Here is a 21,649-nt window from a genome sequence, read left to right as displayed (position 1 = left end):
TTAATAATGATGTGATTTCGGATGCACCGGTAAAAATGCCGGATTTTAAGAGAGTAAAATCCGGCTTGTAAATGGTTCTTGAGGGTTAAAAGCGGGAAACGCGCAAAGATGAAAAGCCGCCTGAGATTTTCAAATGAATCTTCTGAGGGGCAGTGCCGTAATTATCGGTCTGCCAGGTGTTGTCTTTAACTTTTGTGAAGTCACTTAAATCTGTGGCACTGAGCGGCAGTTCCATATCAAGTTTAACTCCTGCTTCCTTCGGTACACGGATACTTACCGAACCCATACCCATCTCAATTGTTGCATCGTAAATTGTGCGGGAAGGCATACCGAGAGTCAGGTCAATTGAAGTAGCACCCGTTTTAAGACTGAAGTCCTTCAGTTTAAGATTACCGAGATTCAGGTTTGCAGTAGCCGCGCCAAGAGCAAGATTAAACGAATATTCGGGGTTATTGTGTAATGCAATATTTATAAAGTTTTGTATCTCTTTTCCATCGCCAAGCTGAATATCTATTTCATCCTGCCTTACTATGAGGTCCAACGCAGAATCCGTCTGATGAGTGGAGACCTTAAAAATACCCTTACCGTCAACACTATACTGTTTTTCACTGTCACTGTTTACTGCAAATGCACCCGCGCCGGCCTCAAGATTCAGTGTAACTGACTGAATTGTGCTGTCATAATCCATAAGGTGTTCGGCAGCGCTGCTATAGTCATACGAAGTGTCATTATCCCAGCGGAAAAAGCCGAACGGAGCACTGACTAGTGAGTAGAGCATAATTGCCAGTATCAGTCCGTTTAATCCTGAGAGCACTATCTTAAGGGTTGTGTTTTTTACCATGATGGAGGCGCCTGCAAGAATCAGCAGGATCGGCCAGTATTCATAAACACCATCAAGGGAAATTCCCTGCTCCAGAATATTATTTAATAAAAGGAGTATTCCTATCGTTAAGAAGAAAATACCCCAAAACATCTGCTTGGTTTTCATTGGTTTACCTCCTTACGCGAAGAAAGATATGGATAGACAAGCCAGCTTCCAAGGCCTAACAGAACCAGAGGAAGTATATCACCAAAATCAACTGAAGGAAATACATCACTCAAAAGTAAAAGTCCTCCGACAACCATAAGTATAGCTCCGAAAATCATTCTGGATTTACTTTTTTTTTCTGATTCCTGCTCGTTCTGGCTCTTTATTTCACCCTCCTGAGATGATTCCGATGAAACATTCTCAGGCGCAATACGATAGGCAGCATCATCACGCGGTATGATAAAGATGGCCACGATATAAAGCAAGAGGCCTACTCCGTTAAAGAAAAAGAGCAGTACAAATGCAAGCCGGACGAGAACCGGGTCAACTTCAAAGTATTCTGCCAACCCGCCGGCTACACCCGCGAGCATTTTTTCTCTGGTTGATCTGTATAATCTTCGTTTCATGACATCACCTTTTCATTTTTGTTACGGTTCAAATATAAACAGCCCTGCTGGCAATAATCGGTTTATCGGACAAACGGCTTTTTCCAATTGTGTAATCACCTTTTACCGTCATGAACGGTCTCATAAATTGTGCGATTTTCCCTCAATTTGGTCATTTTGAGAAACCTTCTTGTTAGCAGGCCGGCTGATACGGCCAAAGCCAAGGATAAAGCTGCCCAAATCCCCTCTACCCCAAAAGAGAAGGTGAATCCGAGAAGATATGCTCCGGGTAAACCGATAGCCCAATATGCAACAAATGTAATTATCGTTGGAATTTTTACATCGGCAATACCTCTCAAAACTCCTAGCCCTACTGCCTGAGTTCCGTCAAAGACCTGGAAAAGTGCTGCTATCAGGAGAAGAATACTTGCCTGAACTATAACCTCCCTGTCTGAAATATACAGGGTTGGTAAAAACGTATTTAATATCACCAGAATGACCGCAAATCCGGCCATGACAGATGCACCGAGGATCAGTGCGGCAATTCCCGCCGAACGGGTTTCTCCGGGATTCCCCTGCCCAAGATAATTACCAACTCTGATTGCAGCAGCAGAAGATATCCCCACCGTAATCATATAGGTTACTGAAGCAATACTTATTGCTATCTGATGGGAAGCAAGCTGAATTGCCCCGAGCCAGCCGACCATCACCGCAGCTAATGAAAAAGCAGTAACTTCGAAAAAGTACTGCGATGCGCTACCCCCTCCAAGTTTTAGTATTCGAAGACTCTGCTTCCGTTCAATTTTGACCGGAAACGGATTGAGAGAGTATATCCTGAACTTATGATTGGATACAACAAAACCGGTAATCATCAATGCCATAAAGACCCTGGATACTATGGTGGCATATCCCGCCCCGACAAGTCCGAATTCAGGGAAACCAAGATTACCGTAGATGAGAATCCAGTTGGCAAATGCATTCACGCCGTTCGCAAGCAGTGTTATATACATTGCAGGTTTCATTATCGAGAGGCCCTCAATAAACTGTCTGAGCTGCTGAAAGAGCATCAGAGGGACTGCTGAAAAAGCAAGAGTCTGCATATATGGAATGGCAAGTTCCCTTACCTCTGCGGGCTGATCCAGATATACAATGAGATATGCCCCGAAATAAGTAACGCTAAGCAGTACTGCTGCCGTAAGCGCGTTGATGTAGAAAGCCTGCCTGAATACCGTTCCGCACTCCTCGGTATCCTTTCTGCCTGCTGCCATTGCTGTGAGCGGAGAAAGTGCATAAGACATACCAATTCCTACAACCATTACCGTAAAGAAAAGACTATTGCCAATAGCTGCTGCCGCAAGCGGAACCGGCCCGACTCTTCCGACCATTGCATTATCAACCACTCCCATCATGACATGCCCCACCTGGCCAATCACAACAGGTACAGCAAGCCGCATGGTCTGCTTGATGTGATAATGATACTTTTTTAGAAATTTCAGGGATTTTCTCCGGTTTACATTCATTAAATTTCGTTAAAGAAAAATACGTTAATTATTGGAAAATCTGACCCTTATCATATTCCTGCTTACATACACAGGAATTATCTTTACCAGGATACCCGGTGTTAACATAGACCGTCCATCCGCTGCATTCGCGGGTGCAGTACTTATGATAATCACAGGTATTTTGCCGTTAAACGATGCAGTTTCCGCAATTGATTTTAATACCATCGGGCTTTTACTGGGTATGATGATAATTATCGCGGTGCTTGAACTGGATGGATTTTTCACGTTCATTGCTGAGAAGACCATTGCTTATTCTTCAACAAGAAAAGGGCTGCTGCTCAATATCATACTGGTAACAGGATTCGCAAGTGCTTTCCTGGTGAATGATGCTGTAGTGCTCCTCTTTACACCGGTGGTTATTGCAGTCTGCCGATCCGCGAAAATAAATCCTCTTCCCTATCTGATTGGCGAAATCCTTGCTTCCAATACAGGAAGTGCCATGTCCATAACGGGCAATCCCCAGAATATGCTCATAGGCATTGCCTCCGGTATTTCTTACGGCAGATTTCTGCTGATTCTGCTTCCGGTTTCTGTTATAGGAATGCTGAGTATATACTGGCTTATTATTCTGATTGATAAGAAGGAGTTCAGGCAGACTGAAAAACTGGTATTTCAGGAGCAAAGCCAAGGTTATAATTTTACTTCAATGAAGTTTTCAGTACCGATTTTTGCTGCTGTAATTTTGCTTTTCTTTCTCAGTAAACCAATCGGGCTTTCATATCCGGAAATAGCACTGCTCGGCAGTGCCGCCATCCTGCTTTTTGGAAAAATAAAGCCTTCGAAAATAATTAAAGAGGTTGACTGGGTGCTCCTTTTATTTTTTGCCTCTTTATTCATAGTTATTCACGCAGTTGAAAAAGAAAATCTGCTTGTAATATTCACGGACGGCGTGAAGTTACAAAATGATTTTTATGGTATTGCGATACTGCATTCTCTGTCACTTATGCTTTCTCAGATCGTCAGTAATGTTCCCTTCACGATACTTATTCTGCCTCTGATGAAAGCCTCTGGCGCGGGAGAAATGCTGTGGATTGCACTTGCTTCAGCCGCAACTATAGCCGGAAATCTGACGCTGATTGGCGCTATGGCGAATCTGATTGTAGCGGAAATTGCTCTCAGGTATGGGATTGAGATAAAGTTTGGAGAATTTCTAAAATATGGGATTCCGGCAACAATTACCGGTTTCATAATCTCAATGGGAGTTATCTGGTTGGAACATCTAACCGGAATCTTGTGAGTATCCGGTCAGCAAAATAATGGCAGAAAGAGTGGGATTCCGCGCAGCGTCCTATGGAGAACCCATGGTACGGTTTCCCGCAAATCGCTTTCAAATCAAGCAACAATTCGTAAATAATGGCTGAAAGAGTGGAATTCCGCGCAGTGTCCTGAGGAGAACCCATGGTACGGTTTCCCGCAAACCGCTTTCAAATCAAGTCACAATTCGTAAATAATGGCGGAAAGAGTGGGATTCGAACCCACGGAACGGTTTCCCGTTCACCCGCTTTCCAGGCGAGCCAGTTCAGCCACTCCTGCATCTTTCCGTCAATCGAATAGCTGATTTCAAAATAGACTGCAAATATATTAAAATTCCCCAGAAAATCCTTACATTTGAGGCTGAAATATCGAAGTTTTGGGGCAATTGTTAAACGGAGAGATGTCCCGACAAGTCGGGATTGAATGGGGCAAAATAATGGGAAAGTGTCCCGAAAAGTTTGATATAACCGGAGAGATGTCCCGACAAGTCGGGATTGGATGGGGCAAAAATAACGGGAAAGTGTCCCGAAAAGTTTGATATAACAGGAGAGATGTCCCGACAAGTCGGGATTGAATGGGGCAAAAATAACGGGAAAGTGTCCCGAAAAGTTTGATATAACAGGAGAGATGTCCCGACAAGTCGGGATTGAATGGGGCGATTGATAACCGGAGAGATGTCCCGACGAGTCGGGATTGAATCGGGCGATATAACCGGAGAGATGTCCCGAAGAGTCGGGATTGAATGGGTCGATATAACAGAAGAGATGAATTGTTAACCGGAGAGATGCCAGAGTGGTTGAATGGGGCGGTCTCGAAAACCGTTGTGCCCGTCAGGGTACCCAGGGTTCGAATCCCTGTCTCTCCGCAATATTTCTTGGAATTTTTTGACATCTTGGAAATAATCCGTGAGACCCCTTAGATTATTTTCACCTTCGCTTACCCTGATTAATTTTCACACCCGTTTTACCATTTATATTTTGTTTCCCTTAATTATATTGTCCTACCAATCATTTTAATTGAGTTTTAAATGTCTTATGATAAAATAATTACCATTCAGAGTGAAAAAAGATTCGGAAAACCATGCATAAGAGATACGAGAATCACTGTTTATGATGTCCTGAACTGGCTTGCTTCAGGAATGTCAGTTGAAGAAATTCTTGAGGATTTCCCAGAACTGGACAGGACTGATATCCAGGCGTGTCTCGCATATGCAGCAGATAGGGAGCATCGCTTACAAATTGCTCTATGAAACTGTTATTTGATCAGAATATTTCATTCAGGATTGTAAAAAAAATCCAACATCTTTACCCTGATTCAAAACAAGTGACCCAACTGGGGTTAAATGGAGCATCAGATCAAAAAATCTGGGAATTTGCCAAAATTCAGGGATATTCTATTGTGACGTTTGATTCAGATTTTTATGATTACGCATTAATCAATGGTATGCCTCCAAAAATAATATGGCTGAGAACCGGCAATACATCGACCAATCAAATCGCCGGTATTTTAACCGACCACGCCGAAAAGATCAAAGAATTCTTAAATGACCAAAGTTCAGCAAAGAAGTTCTGCTTGGAAATATTTGGTCTGTAATTGCAGTAAGTCTGAATAGTAAATTAATTGGTTAAAATATTGGAATAATTAAACTTTTTTCTTAGGGTTCGAATCCCTGTCTCTCCGCAATATTTACTCCTTTATTTTCTCACTTGAGTTCCCCCTTTTAACCGGTACATCATGCGGGTGAATACCAAACCTGTCATGGAAGCATTTGGCGAAATAGGAGTGGTTGATAAACCCAACTTCATCAGCAACATCAGCGATACTGCCCCAGTTAGTTTCAAGCAGTTTCTTTGCCCGCTCCAGTCTCAGGATCCGGATGAAGTCCACGGGGGATAGATTTGTAAGGGCCTTGATTTTCCTGTAAAACTGAGCATAGCTCAGGAACATCTCGTGGGCGAGCTGGTCAACCCCAAATTTCTCATCGGACAAATGTTTTTCTGCTACCTCTATCGCCCTCCTCATAAATTTTTCATCAAGAGATACAAAACTCACTTCACCCGGCTGAAGCATAACTTTACGGCTGAAACTTTCCCGTAACTTTCTCCGGTTTTCAAGCAGATTTTCTACCCTTGATAACAGTTCCTCTGAATCAAAAGGTTTAAGGAGATAGTCATCCGCCCCTTCATGCAGGCCGTTGAGTTTGTCTTTCTTCTCCGCGAGAGCCGATAAAATAATAACCGGTATGTGGCTGGTACGCTCATCATTCTTTATTGCGTGACACAGTTCAATACCATCCATATCGGGCATCATTATATCGGTAATAATCAGGTCAGGTATAGTGATTCTTGTCTTTTCAAGCGCCCTGGCTCCGTCTTCCGACTCGATAACCGTATAAAATTTCTGTAAGATGGATCGGAGATATATACGGGTATCAGCATTATCCTCGGCGACAAGAATAATCTGCTTCTCCCCTCCATCAGCAGCTTCTGTATCATTCTCGGACGGAGTAAGAACAGAATCATCAGGATATTCCTCAGTTACTTCCGTAACGGGTTCACCCGTTTCATGAGGCAGATATCCGCTCAATGGTATGGAAACAGTAACCGTGGTTCCCTCACCATAATAGCTTTCAATTGAAATCCTGCCATGGTGAAGTTCAGTAAGCTCTTTTGTAAGCGAAAGTCCTATTCCTGTTCCCTCCGTTTTATGAGTCGTATCAGCTCTGAAAAATCTTTCAAAAATATGCGGCTTATCCTGATCAGATATACCCATCCCGGTGTCGGCTATTCTGATGTTCAGGAATCCTGATTCTTCCTTCACTTCGGCTTGCACAGAACCGCCGGATTGAGTGAATTTTACCGCATTAGACATCAAATTCTGAACTATTTCTTCGATTATTTCATGATCAAACTGACCATGGATTTCTTTTGTGACGGCGTTAAATGATATCGTTACATTTTTTCTGGCAGCAGGACTTGCAAAATAACTTACTACTCTTGCTATGTGGGGTACAATATTATGGTTAAAAACTTTAAGTCTGGCGCTGCCTGATTCAACTCTTGAGAATTGTAAAAGAGTGTCAACTTGCCGTAATAACCTGTGCGCGCTTCGCCTGATGAGCTGAATATGTTCACCGGCCTCTTTTTTTAATTTCATTTTTGTGAGTGTCTCGGCCGGACCGAGGATGAGCGTTAATGGTGTGCGAAGTTCATGAGCAACGTTGGCAAGAAAACGGGACTTAAGTTTGTCAAGTTCTGACAATTTGCCAAGCTCATTTTGTTTTATGTTAAGTTCATTTTTCGATTTTATACTGCTTATCCTGATCCGCATATAAACAAATGCAGCAAAGAAAACTGCCAGAGTATATAACAAAAAAGCCCACCAGGTCTGATACCAGAAGGGCAACACAATGATTTTGCATTTGATTAGATTTACGCCTCCTATAATATTATTATCATCCTGCGGAAGAATGGAAAGATAATATGTTCCGGGTTTAAGATTGCTCCATCGGTTAAAGAAAATATCATGCTGGGAGGTGTGCTGAATAGCTCTCTGATCAACCCCTTCCAGCATGATATATGCAAGCAGATTCTTCATTGAATCCCTGCCGCGTGCTATAATCTCAATATCAATGGTATTCTCTCCAGCAGGAAGTGTAAAGATCCTTTGCTCCTCATCCGATTCTGCCAGAGGCGCACCATTGTCATTTACTTCCATGGTATAAAGCATTTTCCCCGCCTCGATTATCTCTCCGGTTGCCGGGTCTGTTCGCTGCACACCTGATTGTTTTATATTGAACAACAGCTTAATATAATTTTCCTCAGTATACATGGAATGCTCATGCGCTGGTATGTTCGCCTCAGATTCATGCGCACCCAGATCCGGATTGCTTGAAATTGGCTGAATTCTCTTTTTCCCGCTGTAGTCATACTCAGGCAATTCTATTTTTCTGCCAGCAAGAGTAAACCTTTTTAACCCAGCTGCTATACAAGGGCTGTTCGTTGAGATCCGGAAAAGTGTGTCATCCGGAATAAATCCTGGATCGGCATCAATATTCCCCACTCCATGGTAGCCCCCTTCAATAAGATTGTAATTCACCTGAATCCTCCCCCATTCATAAATCTGGTCAGGGATGTTCTTCCAGAGTATATTATTGTTTAATACGGTATATGCACCATCGGCAAGGTTAATCCCGCCTCCGGGTGCTTTTGTTTTATTACCGGTTATGGTATTATGATAAAGGACAGCCATAGCATTTCTGGCAATATGAACCCCGCCGCCCACTTCTATCGCGTTATTATCTGAAATGATATTATTATATGCGAGCAGTTCGCCCGTCCTTTTCTTACCGCCCCCGGCAAGAAGTCCTGCCCCAATTCCCGCTGAATTTTGAGATATATAGTTTCCGAATACTCTTATGGTAATTTTTTTTTGCAGATACAACGCGACTCCCCCTCCGGCTGATCGTGTTACGGAAAAGGTCCGGTTTTTTGTAATAATATTACGGCTTATTTCAGATGTCTGGCCAACGGCAATTCCTCCTCCCTCGCTCCACTTGCCTGTGGATTCATTGCCTGTGATAATATTATCCCGGATGATTAATTTAATTTCAGCTAATTGCTGTGTCGGAGGTGAGCATGAACCTATTGCACCTCCTGCAGTGAATTCAGTATATTTATTGGGTTTTATAAAGTTTGCAGTTATAATATTTTTTTCAATAGTTGCTCCCGCGTTTATCAGACAGATGCCCCCTCCGATATTCCAGTAAGGGAACAAAATATCCTCAGGATCATATAATATGGAGCCCATGCCGCCTCTAATGGTAAGTCCCGTAATAATACACCCCGAATCACACTCCCCGCTTATGTATATAGTCGAAGCACGCTTCGGATCAACTCCCCTGCTTCCATCAATTATTGTTTTTTGAATATGATCAGGATTCCCATCCTGAATAAACCTGCTTGCAAGAATGATATTCTTCGTTAGAACAAGGTTTTCATAATAGATTCCAGGTTCAATAATAACCGTGTCATTTACTGATGATGCATCAATTGCTTTTTGGATGGTATTATATCCGGATGGCACAAAACGGGACTTACCTGAAACTTCAGGCGACAGAAGGAATAAGATGAAGATCAGAAGGCCACAGTACAACAAAACCAAATACCTTTCTTCAATATGCCCCGGAATCTTTAATCCTCCTTGATTACGGGGTAACCGGACTGTCAATGAGCTAGGATTTCAATTATTGCAGTCTTCCACACTCTGGCAAAAGCCGGTCAAGTTTTTTTATTCCGCAAATTCATTTTCCCTTACCGGAAAAAATAGAGAAGTTTTTCTTCTCCTCAAAAGAAAATTATTCCCGTAACAACTGTATCACATCCCCGTGAGCATAATCCCCCCGTGACTACATGAACCGAAGACAGGCTTATTCCCTGAATTCTTTGCGCACACCCCCCTAAAATCGTATCTTTGGCTTTTATTTTTGGAAGAATGAGTAAAAAAAAGATCGTAATATTAGGCCCGGCCTTTCCCTATAGAGGGGGGAACTCCCTCTTTATTTCGCACCTGTATCATGCCCTGGCTGATAAATTTGAGGTTACCCTTTTCAACTACAAACTGCTGTACCCGTCATTTCTTTTCCCCGGCACCACACAGTATGATCAGAGCAATACAGCCCTAATGAAGGCTCCGAATGAGAGGATTATTAACTCAATAAATCCATTTAACTGGATTTATGTCGCCTCACGGATAAATGCCCTTAAACCCGACCTGATAGTTTTCGACTGGTGGCATCCGTTTTTCGGGCCTTGCCATTTTTTCATTTCCTCTTTCATCCAGAAAAGATTTAAGGACAAAATCCTCTTTATTACAGAAAATTTTGTCTCGCATGAAGGCAATTTTATTGATAAGGCCCTAACCCGGCTCGGACTTTCAAACGCATCAGCATTCCTCTGCCTTTCTGCCAAGGTTGAAAAGGAACTCCAGGAACTAAACCATCGTAAGAAGGTTTTCAGGTCGGAACTGCCTGTCTATGACTGCTATGAAATGGAGAAAGCGGATGAATTGAGGATCCGGGAATCAATGGATTACTCCCCGGAAGATAAAATTCTCCTCTTTTTTGGATATGTCAGAAAATATAAGGGACTGGACATCCTGCTTAAAGCTCTCCCGGCACTTGCAAAAGATGACCCGTCAATCCGGATTCTGGTTGCTGGGGAGTTTTATGATGAGCAGGACTATTACCTGAAATTAATTTCTGATTCCGGCCATGCTGACAAAGTAAAAGTTGTGAATAAATTTATTTCTAACGAAGAAGTCGGTAATTATTACGGCATTTCAGATTTAGTGATTCTCCCCTACCGCAGTGCCACACAGAGCGGAATTCTTAATGTTGCATATGGTTTCCTGAAGCCGGTGCTGATTACCGATGTTGGTGGTTTGGCAGAGTTTGTTGATGAAGATAAAACGGGCGTTATCGTTAAGCCGGAGAATCCTGATGAAATTACCCGCGGCGTTAAGAAATTCTTTGCATTAAAAAAGGAAACTGATTTTACGTCGCATATACGCAGACGGGTGGGCAGCAACAGCTTTAACAGCATCAGCGCACTCTTTGAAGAAATTACTGAAAGCAGCCATTCATGATACTAAAAACTGACTGCATCCACTTCCCGGGTGACCGTCCGTGCAGATTTAACAAAGAAACCGGACAGGAGTGCACTGATTGTCCCTATTATATATCACCATCAGGCAGGATTCTGATAATCAAATTAGACGCAGTCGGAGATGTGCTGCGTTCAACTTCAATTTTACCTGCTCTGCACAGAAAGTATCCCGGGTATGAAATCACCTGGGTAACCCGTCAGAATGCTGCAGATCTATTCAGGAATAATCCGCTCGTTCATCATGTTGCTGTTTTTGAAAAACCTGAAACTCTTATGAAAGTGATGAATGAGAAATATGACATCCTCATTCATCCCGACTCAAATCCTGCAAGCGGAAGCATGGCTTCTCTGGTTAACGCAAAAAAGAAATTTGGTTTCATCACTGATTCACAAGGCAATGTCAGCCCCATGAATGAAGCCGCCTCCGGATGGCTTGAAATGGGAGCATTTGATAAACGTAAAAAAGAAAACAGGAGAAGTTATCAGGAAATCCTGCATGATATATGCGAACTGGAATATAAGAGAGATGAAATTCAGCTTTTTCTTTCCAAAAATGAAAAAGAATTCCGTGATGCGTTCAAACAAAAACACAATATCTCCCGCTTCAAAAAAATCATCGGACTGAACACCGGTGCCAGCGCGAGATGGCGGCTCAAACAGTGGCATCAGCATCATCTTGAAACACTCATTTCTTCATTTAAAGATCAATCAGAAGCAGGAATTCTTCTATACGGCGGTCCTGAGGAAAAAGAAAGAAATAAAAGCCTTAAAGAAAAATTTCCGTTTGTTATTGACACTGGTACGGAAAATTCCCTCCGACATTTTTTTTCACTGCTTGATATATCTGATATTATCCTCACCGGTGACACACTGGGATTACACGCTGCCACTGCCCTCAAAAAGGAAGTAATTTGCCTTTTTGGCCCTACATCATCAGCCGAAATTGAGGATTATGGCAGAATTACAAAAGTGGTACCTGATATGGAATGTCTGGTGTGCTATAAACCCGAATGTGATTTTAAGCCGAATTGCATGGACCTGATTTCCCCTGCAACCGTGGAATCTCTGATCAGGAAAAAACTAAAGTCCTAATACCCCGGCATTACCGGATTTTTATTTTTTTAGTTTAAGAATAACCTGTTTCTTTTCCCGTTCAACAACAAAGTCTTTCATCCCCGTAGTTGATTTAAAGAGGTCTATCACTCTGCGCTGATTATCAGCTTCAGTTTCCTGCCCTTGTTGTGTTTCATTTTTTACTTTGGAAAGGAAATCCGAAAATTTTGGTTTCTTCCCTGCAGTTGAATCAGCTGGTGCTTCTGCAGAACCGCTCCCCAGTTTCACAAGCCTGGGCGGCGGCGGCGCTGAAAATTTCTGTTTAACTTCATTTTTTGGAGGTGTAAAATCTCCATGGACAGTCACCACCCGCTGCATTCTCGGAGTTTCATTTTTTAGCTCACTATCCGGTACTGCATTTCTTCTGGTAAAATCCTGTTTGCCGGAATATTCAGATTCCTCTGATATTTGCCCCTGAAAATCATTTGCATTCAGTGTAGTAAACCGCTGCTTTTGCACATTCTGACCCGAACTTGTGCTGCGGAAAGAAGCAATACGGTCAAAATCTATATCCTCGAAGGCAAATATCAATTCTGCAAATACCCGGTCATTCTGATTTTCAACCTCAATCGCCTCCAAATCAAATGCATAGACTTCCTGGAAATTCGCCTCACCCTGAATTCTGAAGCTTGAAATGAGTCCCACCTGCTGAATCCTGAACCGTAAATCTGGAAAATTCTGCATCTCATAATATTCATCAAGTTCACGCAGGGCATAAACAGGATCAAAATATATTACCTCAGGAGCGCCGTTAACATTAACAATAATCCCGTATTTTACCAAGGATGAATTAAACGATGGGAAATTGGTCAGCAGGCGGTAAACGACAAGACTTTTTGGCTTTTCATCATACACAAAAGCGCATACATCATTAAAATGAATACCCGCGGTTTTCTTAATCTTTTCATCCTTATTTATCAGTCTGAAATTGTCATCCAGGTCAAACCGGTTTTCAGAATAAATAAAAATGTCGTTTTGCTTTACATCAAGAGTCTCTAGAATCATTCTCTGTAATTGCTTTTTCCTAAAATAGTGATTTTTTTTGAACCATGATACTGTTTTTCTGACCCCGGCTGATAAATGAGGAGAATTTCGCTTATTTATAATAGGAAACGGCAGGTCTTCATGAAAAAAAAATGCCGCCCCTGACCGGGGCGGCATTTTTAGAAAACCTGGTTTCTTATTTAAGGATAACCATTTTCTTCATTTCTGAGTACTTTTTACCTGATCCTTCGAACTGAAGCTCATAGAAATAAATACCGCTCGGCAGTTTTTCGCCTGCACGGTTTGAGGCGTTCCAGCTCAGTTTGTAGGAACCTGCTGCTTTTACCTCATTCACCAGTTCATTAATAACCTGACCAAGCATGTTATAAACTACCAACCGCACGCTGCCATTAACCGGCAGTGAATACTCAATGGTTGTTTCAGGATTGAACGGATTCGGATAATTCTGGCCGAGTCTGAAGTCACCAGGAACAGCAGAAACCTGATCCTCCTTAACTGATGTCAGGGTCCCTGTCAGATATGCGATACTGTTAAGTCCATTAAAACCGGATGCGCCAATCAAAGTACCAGCCCCGGTGGTTTTATTAATGGTGAATAGTTCGCCGTTCTGGGAAGTTGATCCTTTTACGCCGTAAAGTACACCGTTTTCATCGAATTCAATATCATTGGTAACAATACTGAATCCTGTAACTCCAACCAGCAAAGTATCACCGGTTCCGCGCACAACTTTCACTACACGGTCTCTTCCGCTGCCAACCGGTCTGTAAACCGTAGCCCAGAGCTCATTGGTGAATGGATCAAACGCAATTCCGGAAAGATTTGTTTTAACAGAATCAGTCATAACCATTGCACCATTGGCCAGGTCAAATGAATAAATCTGTCCGCCTCGTCCGGCAAGATAAAGAGTCCCGGAAGTATCAAAGGACATACCGGTAAGTGAGGTGGAAGGTATGCTATAGAGAGTATAGGCATCACCGCCGGTTCCGTTAAGTCTGAAAAGTGCTGTTGATGCAGCACCAGTTGACAATCCATAAGCAATTTTAGTCTTTGGATTGATTGCCACAGATGTAATTTCGTTATAATTAGAACCGGTTCCGAATTCCGTTCCGGCACCAGATGCAGGATTCAGTTTGAGGATTTTACCTGACTTGGTTGCTGCATACCATTCTCTTTCTGAGGCAGGATTGATTTCGTATCCGCGCGCTGAAATAGGAATTCCTTTATATACTGCATCATTGCTGTAGATATAAAGGGTGTCATTAGCAATTGCAGCGGTGTTAGGTGTAAAAACCACATTAAATGACACTGAGTCGTAAGTAGCCAGGGTCATCGGAAAAGTCATATTCTCAACTATTGAAAACTGACCGGTTCTTGAACTAATACTGTCAACCACAAGATCATCCCAACCGTAATTAGCAAATCCGGTAGCAAATGGTGCGCTTGAAAATCCAAGTTCAACCGGGGTGAAATTGAGTTTTGAATTAAAAGGATATATTGACGCTCCTGCATATGGTTCCAGTCTGATTTCAGCAAACCAGGTGCCCCAGGTATTTGTTCTGGCAACATATTCAGTAAATACCCACATATTTAACTGATTAACAGGATCAAGCCAGATGCCGTTATAATCACCCCATCTGTTTCTGCCAGAACCAAAATCCTTAACGTAATTGCCCTGGCCGGCAGCGAGCTGTATGCTCGGTCCGAATTCACTGATATCGTTACGTTTTCCCGCTACAAAAGCACCGACGTATTCTGTGGTACCAGAACGGCTGAACGTAACGGCCACGTTTTCCATTTTGTCAACTTCAAGAGCAGCATATATATGCCAAAATCCCGGCGCTCCATAAATCTGCTGGTGCTCCGTAGTCATCGTGTTTGTGTTTATCCTAACATAATGGAATGAAGAATAAGTACCTGCACCCGGTGTACCAACGCTGTGGACTGCCCACATTTTATCTCCCCATACTTTGGGTTCATTGCGGATTGCAGCACCGGCGCCTTCAAGCAGTATGGTGCTTCCCCCGAGCTGGTTGGCGTTCGGAGCATTAGAATATTGTGCAACCTGCACAAGCTGCCCTGTCATGCTTGGGGTGCCCGCAGGATCATTGATCTTATATACGACCATATAATTTGCGCCGCCGCTTGGTGCATGAAGAAGCGGATAACTTCCGCCTGAGGTATATTTAATGGATGGGCGGATATTAAATACCCTGCTGCCGAGCTGCTGAGGATAGCGTATATCCCAGAGGTCGTTCCAGGAAAGCTGACCTGCCTGATCGGCGTATAATTCACTTTTTTTAATGATTCTGATCTTTACACCCTGGAATGATCCGCCGAACTGGAACTGATTAGAAGTGATATACAGGCAGTTTTCATCATAACCAACACCCTGATAATCACCCCATGTCGAGGTAACAGTTGATCCATTGGTTGTTGAAGGGATGGCCCAGTTATACCAGGTGCCGGTCGGAATTGAATCATCTGATACGGAGATCAGAAAGTACCCTCTCTGAGGACTGTCGCTCTGATCAAGCCATACCTGAATCCAGCGTTTAGCATAATGATCATAAAGAACTTTCGGATCAAATGCACCAGGGCCTGAAAGTGTGGTAGCATACCAGGTGTCTGCGCTGATTGTCTGAACAAGATTTCCCTGCTTGTCATAAATCGCAAAATTTGAGTTAACGGTCGAAACAATGTGAGTCGGACCGACAGCCAGGTAAGGATCAGGTGGAATGCTGTTTGTCTCCGTCATACCGTTAAAGGATTTCAGAAGGAGAGTTTCCTCTGTGTTTACCGGATTGTCAGCACCCGCATTAGGATCCTGAACATAAATGCTCATTGGATCAACACCCGGAGTAGGAAAAGAGTAATAAGATGCTTCTATGAGCGGATTATCCTTATTCTTTGTCGCAACCGGCTTCGGAGGATTGATGACCGATTTATTAAAAGTATAAGTTGAAGTGGTTGTACCGCTGGGGACACTTCCGGCAGCAGGACCCTGATAGAGTGACTGTGCCATAGCCGGAGAAAATACCAGCAGCGGTAAAAATAAAAATAGTATGAAACGCATCAGCATTCCAACCTCCTCGAAGAAAAAATGAATAATGAATTAAAAACTTTTTATGCCTCTCTGCAAAATATATTAAAAATCCGCTAATTAGAGGCCTTTTTTTATAGGGAATTATTTCGCCTTTTCTTTCGGCGAAATCCAAAGATACAGGGATGGAATCACAAAAAGTGTTAAGGCAGTGGCAAAAATCATCCCTCCGACAACCGCAATTCCCATGGAAACACGGCTTTCAGACCCGGCTCCGAGTGCGAGCGCAATCGGGAGAATGCCAAGTATGGTTGAAAGACTGGTCATGAGGATCGGACGAAGGCGGGCAACTGATGCATTCACCACCGCATCATAGACTGAAAAACCCTGATCTCTTCTCTGATTGGCAAATTCCACGATCAGAATACCATTTTTGGTTACCAATCCAATCAGCATAACCATGCCAATCTGACTGAAAATGTTAAGGGTCTGATTAAAATACCAGAGACTCAGCAATGCTCCGCTGAGTGCCAGCGGTACGGTAAACATAATGATAAACGGAGACCGGAAACTCTCAAATTGGGCGCTGAGCACCAGATAAATTAGAATTAATGCCAAAAGAAAGATAAAAGCTATCGAAGAAGAACTCTCTTTAAAGTCCTTTGATGCTCCATCCAGGGCTGTGGAAAAAGTATCATCCAGCACCAGTTTGGCTATTCTGTCCATTTCGGTAATACCATCGGATATTGTTTTACCGGGGGCAAGTCCTGCCGACACTGTAGCTGAAACATAACGATTAAACCTGTAAAGCTGAGGAGGGTTACTGGATTCTCTCATCGTCACAATATTATCAAGCTGAATCAATTCACCGCTTTTACTGCGGACGTACAGAACCTTCAAATCCTGGGGATCCGCCCTGTTATACCTTGCCATTTGTCCGAGAATCTGATATTGTTTTCCATCCTGCACATAGTAGCCGAATCTTCTGCCACTGTAAGCAAGCTGAAGGGTCCTGGCAACGTCCTGAACTGAGACCCCCATATCTTTTGCCTTATTTCTGTTAATATCAATCACGATTTCCGGTTTATTAAACTTGAGATTGATATCTGACACAGCAAAGACCGGACTTTTACCAACCTCCTCCATGAATTTCGGAATAACTTTCCTGAGTTTCTCCAATTCACTTGCCTGAATTACATACTGAACCGGCAGTCCTCTGCTGCCCCGGGTCGCAATTGAAGGTTCCTGAATAATTATCGCGCGGACATCCGTGTACTGTGCAAGCCGTTTGCTCAGATCAGTAAATATTTCCTGCTGCGTTCTTTTCCTCTCTTCGGGATCTTTAAGAATCAGCCGGATAAAACCGGAGTTAACTGAACCCCCGCCGAATCCCGGTGCCGTAACTGATATATATGCTTCAGTTTCTTCCTGGGTTGCATCCTGTGCTGTAGCGAGCATGTCAGCCAGGTAGTCATCCATATATTCAAATGTGGCACCCTCAAATCCGGTTACCTGCACGCGAAGCTGGCTTCGGTCCTCGGTTGGTGCAAGTTCGCTCTGCAACGTGGAACCAAAGAAATAAATTGATCCGAAGGCAAAGAGCAGAATACCAATGGTTGCCAAAGGCCTCTTTAAAAAGCCTTTAAGAATCCATTCGTAGTTTTTATTCATTCCGGTGAATACCGGCTCTGTAGCGTAATAAAACCGTGAGTGCTTTGTCTTATTCCTGAAAAACCTTGAGACCAGCATTGGCGTAAGCGTAAGAGCAATCAATGATGAGATCGCAACAGCTGAACCGATCATGATTCCAAACTCTTTGAAGAGCCGTCCAGTGAGACCCTGAAGAAATAACAGCGGCAGAAAAACTGAGATAAGAGCAGCAGTTGTGGAAATTACTGCAAAAAAGATTTCTTTAGTCCCCTCATAACCTGCTGTTTTAGATTCAACACCCGCTTCAATTTTTGCATAAATATTCTCAAGCACCACAATCGCGTCATCAACCACAAGCCCGATCGCCAGCACGATCCCCAGCAGCGTTAGCACATTGATCGAGAAATCCATCAAATATAAAATAAAGAATGTGCCTATCAGAGATATCGGGATAACGATGACCGGGATAAACGTACTTCTCCAGTCACGCAGGAAAAGGAAAATGATCAAAATAACCAGACCGAAAGCGAGCAGGATAGTTTCTTCAACCTCGGCGATTGATTTCCTGATGAACCGGGTTACATCAAACCCGATTCCCAGTTCAAGATCCTGCGGCATATCTTTTTTTAATATTTCCAGTCTCCGGTAAAACTCATCAACAATCTGAATATGATTTGAACCCGGCTGGGGTACTAAGACCACACCAACCATTGCAATTCCATCCCGCCGGAGGATTGTCCTCTCATTTTCAGCGCCAAGTTCTGCATACCCAACATCTTTAAGGCGAACAAGAGTATTATTTCCGGTGGATACAATAAGATTATTAAAATCCTCAGGGGTTTTTAATAAGCCGATCGTTCTGATTGTTAATTCAGTACTTCTGCCCTCAAGTCTGCCAGAGGGAAGTTCAAGATTTTCTGTTCCGATTGCCTGAAAAACCTCAAGCGGTGTAAGTTTATAAGACGCAAGTTTTACCGGATCAAGCCAGATACGCATGGCGTAACGGCGCTCACCCCAGATCTGAACCTGTGATACGCCCGGGATGGTTTGCAGCCGTTCCTTGAAGAAGTTGTTCGCAATGGCACTTAATTCAAGTATACTCCTCTTTTCACTTTTGACATTTAAGAACACAATGGGAATAGCATCAGCATCCGCCTTTGCAACAATGGGTGGATCTGCATCGGGAGGGAGTAATGAAATCGCACGTGCTACTCTGTCTCTCACATCGTTTGCGGCTGCTTCCATATCAATACTGAGTTCAAACTCAACGGTGATAGAGCTTCTTCCGTCTCTGCTGGATGAAGTGAGGGAGCGAATTCCTGCGATACCGTTTATTGATTCTTCAAGCGGTTCAGTTATCTGCGATTCAATAACATCAGCACTTGCTCCCGTAAAACTGGTATTGACATTTACAATAGGAGGATCAACATTGGGATATTCCCTCACACCAAGATAATTGTATCCAAGAACACCAAAAATTACGATAAAAAGAGAGATAACAACGGCAAGTACGGGCCGGTCAATACTTAGCTTATAAAGACTCATATTATTCTCTTACTGATACTTCGCCTAGTGTTACAGGCGAATTGGGACGCAGATTAATGATACCTGATGTGATAACTGTATCACCGGCTTTCAAACCTGAAGTAATTATCACCTGTTTCTCATCCCGGAACCCGATTTCAACCGGACGGGTTACAGCCCTGCCATTATCATATATAAAAACCTTGTACCCGAGCACATCGGGGGTGAGCACTTCTGCAGGAAGCACAATAGAACCGGAGGATCGCATCATCGGAAGTTCAATATCGGCAAATGCTCCGCCGGGAATGGTATATCCGGGATTGACAGCAACAGCCCGGGCCTTAAGGCTTCTGGTTGTGAAATCTATCTTTGGTTCTATTGCATAGACTTTTGCATTAAACTTTCCCTTCACGCCATCAAGAGTAAAGGTAATTCTGTCCCCGTTTTTTACGATTCCGAAATATCTTTCCGGAAGAGAAAAATCAATTTTTACAGAGTCCATTTTCTGAAGAGTGGTAATCTTAATTGTCGGATTAACATACGCTCCCTCACTTATATATCTCAATCCTGTTGTACCGTAAAAAGGTGCGCGAATTTCCGTTTTTTCAATCTGTGCGGCAATCAGATCAATATCTGCTTTATTTGCATTCAGTTCATTAAGGGCAGCATCATAAAGTTCCCGGCTGGTTGCATTTTTTTCCAGAAGAATTCTTTCTCTGTACTCCCTGTCCTCCAGGATTTTTTTTCTCGAAAGAGCTTTTTCATATTGCGCCTGAAGTTCAGAATCATTGATTTTTACTAACAGCTCCCCTTTCCTGACAGAGGTTCCTTCCCGGAAATGAATAGCGGTCACCCTGCCATTCACCTCACTCACCAGTGTTACCTCTTCATTTGGAAGAATTGTACCGACCGTTCTTACAGAGCCGGATAATTCAGTTGGCTGAACCACGGTAATATTAACCTTGAGCGTTCTTCCTCCTGGTCCCCCCCTCTTGGGGCCAGCGGCCTCCTCAGGTTTACTGTAAACCGTTAATTTCAGGATGATCAGCAGTGCAATAATGAGCACAACTGAAAATATGACAATAGCTTTCTTAGAAAATTTCATACTCTGATTCTCAATGCGAAAAATGGGCAGGTTTCTTCAAATATCTTGCAGAATTAGCCGGAAAACACTTAATTTCAAACATAAGTTCAAAAATAATTAAAAAACAGGCAATTCTATGGGTAAATTTAACCTTAGTAAAGTTCAGGAAATTCTCAGGTCAATGAAATTTGACGGATGGATACTCTACGATTTTCGGGGCAGCAATGACCTTGCTCTGGCTATCATGGATATCTCACCAAAAACCCATTTGACCCGAAGAATGTTTTACTTTGTTCCTGCTTCAGGAACTCCTGTCAGAATTGTGAATGCAATTGAAGCACACAATATGGCACATCTTCCCGGAGATGAAATTCGCTATTCATCACATAAGTCCTTGACTGATGCCCTGGGCAGGACTCTGAAAGGATTTAAGAAACTTGCATGTGAGTATTCCCCGCTCAATGCGATTCCCTATTGCTCCCGTGTTGATGCAGGAACTATTGAATACCTGAGTTCATTCGGAGTTGAACTTCATTCCAGCGCAAACCTGATCACCTTGCTGGATGCAATCTGGTCAAAGGAGCAATATGAAGAAAACAAGTCCGTAGCCAAAAACCTGCATCTTATTTGCCAGGACGCTTTTAAACTGATCGGAGATTCAGTCAAGTCCGGCACTCAGATAACAGAATGGGGGGTACAGGAGTATATACTTAAACGCTTTAAAGAAAAGGGTATGTGGACAGACCACGACCCCAATTGCAGTGTTAACGAAAACTCGGCAAATCCTCATTATACCCCATCACCTGAATCATCAAAGCAGATAAAAAAAGGTGATTTTGTGCTGATTGATCTCTGGGCAAAAACCGAACGGGAGGAATCAGTCTGGTCTGACATTACCTGGGTAGCCCATGCGGATACATCTGTCCCTGAAAAATACAGCAATGTTTTTGAAATAGTTAAACAGGGACGTGATGCTGCCTATAATCTGGTGGTTGACCGCCTGAAGAATAAACAGAACATCATGGGATTTGAGGTTGATGATGCCGCAAGAAACATAATTGAAAAAGCGGGATACGGAGAATATTTCTTCCACAGGACCGGACATTCGATAACAACGCAGCTTCATGGCACAGGACCTCACATTGATAATTTTGAGACCCGGGATGAACGGCTTTTACTGCCGGGTGTTTCTTTTTCAATTGAACCAGGCATCTATCTGCGCGGTGACTTTGGAATCAGAAGTGAAATAGACGTGTTTGTTGACTGGAACGAAGTTCCGGAAATAACCGGAGGCGCTCCCCAGCAGTTTGTCCCCGCACTATTGGCCTAAAAACAAAAA

At 43.0% G+C, this 21,649-nt stretch carries 14 protein-coding genes and 2 tRNA genes; 7 read left to right on the top strand and 9 right to left on the bottom strand.

The genetic code is table 11. The annotated features are described in order from the left end of the window. Nucleotides 1–85: 85 nt before the first annotated feature. The 3 genes from HRU80_09365 to HRU80_09355 all read right to left on the bottom strand — a co-directional run bounded on the left by HRU80_09365 (nucleotide 86) and on the right by HRU80_09355 (nucleotide 2,933). On the bottom strand, nucleotides 86–988 hold the full coding sequence (locus tag HRU80_09365; protein QOJ29080.1) for a hypothetical protein: 903 nt from the start codon (nucleotides 986–988) through the stop codon (nucleotides 86–88). After that, on the bottom strand, nucleotides 985–1,434 hold the full coding sequence (locus tag HRU80_09360) for a PspC domain-containing protein (protein QOJ29079.1): 450 nt from the start codon (nucleotides 1,432–1,434) through the stop codon (nucleotides 985–987). Before HRU80_09360 ends, HRU80_09365 begins: the two co-directional genes overlap by 4 nt. 95 nt (nucleotides 1,435–1,529) lie before the next feature. Next, the gene (locus HRU80_09355) at nucleotides 1,530–2,933 is read right to left on the bottom strand and encodes an MATE family efflux transporter (protein ID QOJ29078.1); all 1,404 of its coding nucleotides are present in this window, start codon (nucleotides 2,931–2,933) and stop codon (nucleotides 1,530–1,532) included. Nucleotides 2,934–2,964: 31 nt separating this feature from the next. Here HRU80_09355 and HRU80_09350 point away from each other — a divergent pair, with 31 nt between their 5' ends. Beyond that, complete coding sequence (locus HRU80_09350; protein QOJ29077.1) at nucleotides 2,965–4,212, top strand: anion transporter; 1,248 nt, start codon at nucleotides 2,965–2,967, stop codon at nucleotides 4,210–4,212. 214 nt (nucleotides 4,213–4,426) lie between these two features. Here the strand turns inward: HRU80_09350 and HRU80_09345 are convergent. After that, a tRNA-Ser gene (locus tag HRU80_09345) sits at nucleotides 4,427–4,516 on the bottom strand. Nucleotides 4,517–5,007: 491 nt separating this feature from the next. Between HRU80_09345 and HRU80_09340 the strand changes: the two genes are divergently transcribed. The 3 genes from HRU80_09340 to HRU80_09330 all read left to right on the top strand — a co-directional run bounded on the left by HRU80_09340 (nucleotide 5,008) and on the right by HRU80_09330 (nucleotide 5,822). Then, nucleotides 5,008–5,094, top strand: a tRNA-Ser gene (locus HRU80_09340). Nucleotides 5,095–5,256: 162 nt separating this feature from the next. Further along, on the top strand, nucleotides 5,257–5,478 hold the full coding sequence (locus HRU80_09335; GenBank protein QOJ29076.1) for a DUF433 domain-containing protein: 222 nt from the start codon (nucleotides 5,257–5,259) through the stop codon (nucleotides 5,476–5,478). Next, nucleotides 5,475–5,822: a DUF5615 family PIN-like protein gene (locus HRU80_09330; GenBank protein QOJ29075.1), complete on the top strand. Its 348-nt coding sequence runs from the start codon at nucleotides 5,475–5,477 to the stop codon at nucleotides 5,820–5,822. Before HRU80_09335 ends, HRU80_09330 begins: the two co-directional genes overlap by 4 nt. Nucleotides 5,823–5,915: 93 nt before the next feature. On the opposite strand, the gene HRU80_09325 is transcribed toward HRU80_09330, so the two are convergent. Then, nucleotides 5,916–9,386, bottom strand: coding sequence for a response regulator (locus tag HRU80_09325; protein ID QOJ29074.1), 3,471 nt, complete (start codon nucleotides 9,384–9,386; stop codon nucleotides 5,916–5,918). A 336-nt stretch (nucleotides 9,387–9,722) separates the two neighbouring features. Here HRU80_09325 and HRU80_09320 point away from each other — a divergent pair, with 336 nt between their 5' ends. Next, nucleotides 9,723–10,874, top strand: a complete 1,152-nt coding sequence (locus HRU80_09320) for a glycosyltransferase (GenBank protein ID QOJ29073.1) — start codon at nucleotides 9,723–9,725, stop codon at nucleotides 10,872–10,874. Then, nucleotides 10,871–11,986, top strand: a complete 1,116-nt coding sequence (locus HRU80_09315; protein ID QOJ29072.1) for a glycosyltransferase family 9 protein — start codon at nucleotides 10,871–10,873, stop codon at nucleotides 11,984–11,986. The genes HRU80_09320 and HRU80_09315 overlap by 4 nt, the downstream gene beginning before the upstream one ends. A gap of 21 nt (nucleotides 11,987–12,007) precedes the next feature. Here HRU80_09315 and HRU80_09310 read toward each other — a convergent pair whose 3' ends face one another. The 4 genes from HRU80_09310 to HRU80_09295 all read right to left on the bottom strand — a co-directional run bounded on the left by HRU80_09310 (nucleotide 12,008) and on the right by HRU80_09295 (nucleotide 20,331). After that, nucleotides 12,008–13,012 (bottom strand): hypothetical protein, encoded by a 1,005-nt coding sequence (locus HRU80_09310; protein ID QOJ29071.1) that lies wholly within the window; start codon nucleotides 13,010–13,012, stop codon nucleotides 12,008–12,010. A 175-nt stretch (nucleotides 13,013–13,187) separates the two neighbouring features. Further along, nucleotides 13,188–16,085 (bottom strand): T9SS type A sorting domain-containing protein, encoded by a 2,898-nt coding sequence (locus HRU80_09305; GenBank protein ID QOJ29070.1) that lies wholly within the window; start codon nucleotides 16,083–16,085, stop codon nucleotides 13,188–13,190. A gap of 111 nt (nucleotides 16,086–16,196) precedes the next feature. Further along, nucleotides 16,197–19,247, bottom strand: coding sequence for an efflux RND transporter permease subunit (locus HRU80_09300; GenBank protein QOJ29069.1), 3,051 nt, complete (start codon nucleotides 19,245–19,247; stop codon nucleotides 16,197–16,199). A 1-nt stretch (nucleotide 19,248) separates the two neighbouring features. Further along, on the bottom strand, nucleotides 19,249–20,331 hold the full coding sequence (locus tag HRU80_09295) for an efflux RND transporter periplasmic adaptor subunit (GenBank protein ID QOJ29068.1): 1,083 nt from the start codon (nucleotides 20,329–20,331) through the stop codon (nucleotides 19,249–19,251). 115 nt (nucleotides 20,332–20,446) lie between these two features. On the opposite strand from HRU80_09295, the gene HRU80_09290 reads away from it, so the two are divergent. Continuing rightward, nucleotides 20,447–21,640, top strand: coding sequence for an aminopeptidase P family protein (locus HRU80_09290; protein ID QOJ29067.1), 1,194 nt, complete (start codon nucleotides 20,447–20,449; stop codon nucleotides 21,638–21,640). The last annotated feature ends 9 nt before the right edge of the window (nucleotides 21,641–21,649 follow it).

This window comes from Ignavibacteriales bacterium (assembly GCA_015709675.1).
Lineage (GTDB): Bacteria > Bacteroidota > Ignavibacteria > Ignavibacteriales > Ignavibacteriaceae > H2-BAC3.
This window is presented reverse-complemented; position numbering and strand designations above follow the sequence as displayed.

What these genes read in the sequence shown, in the direction of transcription:
- HRU80_09320 (QOJ29073.1), top strand. Translation starts at nt 9,723, where the DNA reads ATGAGTAAAAAAAAGATCGTAATATTAGGCCCGGCCTTTCCCTATAGA.
- HRU80_09290 (QOJ29067.1), top strand. Translation starts at nt 20,447, where the DNA reads ATGGGTAAATTTAACCTTAGTAAAGTTCAGGAAATTCTCAGGTCAATG.
- HRU80_09310 (QOJ29071.1), bottom strand. Translation starts at nt 13,012, where the DNA reads ATGATTCTAGAGACTCTTGATGTAAAGCAAAACGACATTTTTATTTAT.
- HRU80_09355 (QOJ29078.1), bottom strand. Translation starts at nt 2,933, where the DNA reads ATGAATGTAAACCGGAGAAAATCCCTGAAATTTCTAAAAAAGTATCAT.
- HRU80_09305 (QOJ29070.1), bottom strand. Translation starts at nt 16,085, where the DNA reads ATGCGTTTCATACTATTTTTATTTTTACCGCTGCTGGTATTTTCTCCG.
- HRU80_09295 (QOJ29068.1), bottom strand. Translation starts at nt 20,331, where the DNA reads ATGAAATTTTCTAAGAAAGCTATTGTCATATTTTCAGTTGTGCTCATT.
- HRU80_09335 (QOJ29076.1), top strand. Translation starts at nt 5,257, where the DNA reads ATGTCTTATGATAAAATAATTACCATTCAGAGTGAAAAAAGATTCGGA.
- HRU80_09330 (QOJ29075.1), top strand. Translation starts at nt 5,475, where the DNA reads ATGAAACTGTTATTTGATCAGAATATTTCATTCAGGATTGTAAAAAAA.
- HRU80_09360 (QOJ29079.1), bottom strand. Translation starts at nt 1,434, where the DNA reads ATGAAACGAAGATTATACAGATCAACCAGAGAAAAAATGCTCGCGGGT.
- HRU80_09315 (QOJ29072.1), top strand. Translation starts at nt 10,871, where the DNA reads ATGATACTAAAAACTGACTGCATCCACTTCCCGGGTGACCGTCCGTGC.
- HRU80_09365 (QOJ29080.1), bottom strand. Translation starts at nt 988, where the DNA reads ATGAAAACCAAGCAGATGTTTTGGGGTATTTTCTTCTTAACGATAGGA.
- HRU80_09300 (QOJ29069.1), bottom strand. Translation starts at nt 19,247, where the DNA reads ATGAGTCTTTATAAGCTAAGTATTGACCGGCCCGTACTTGCCGTTGTT.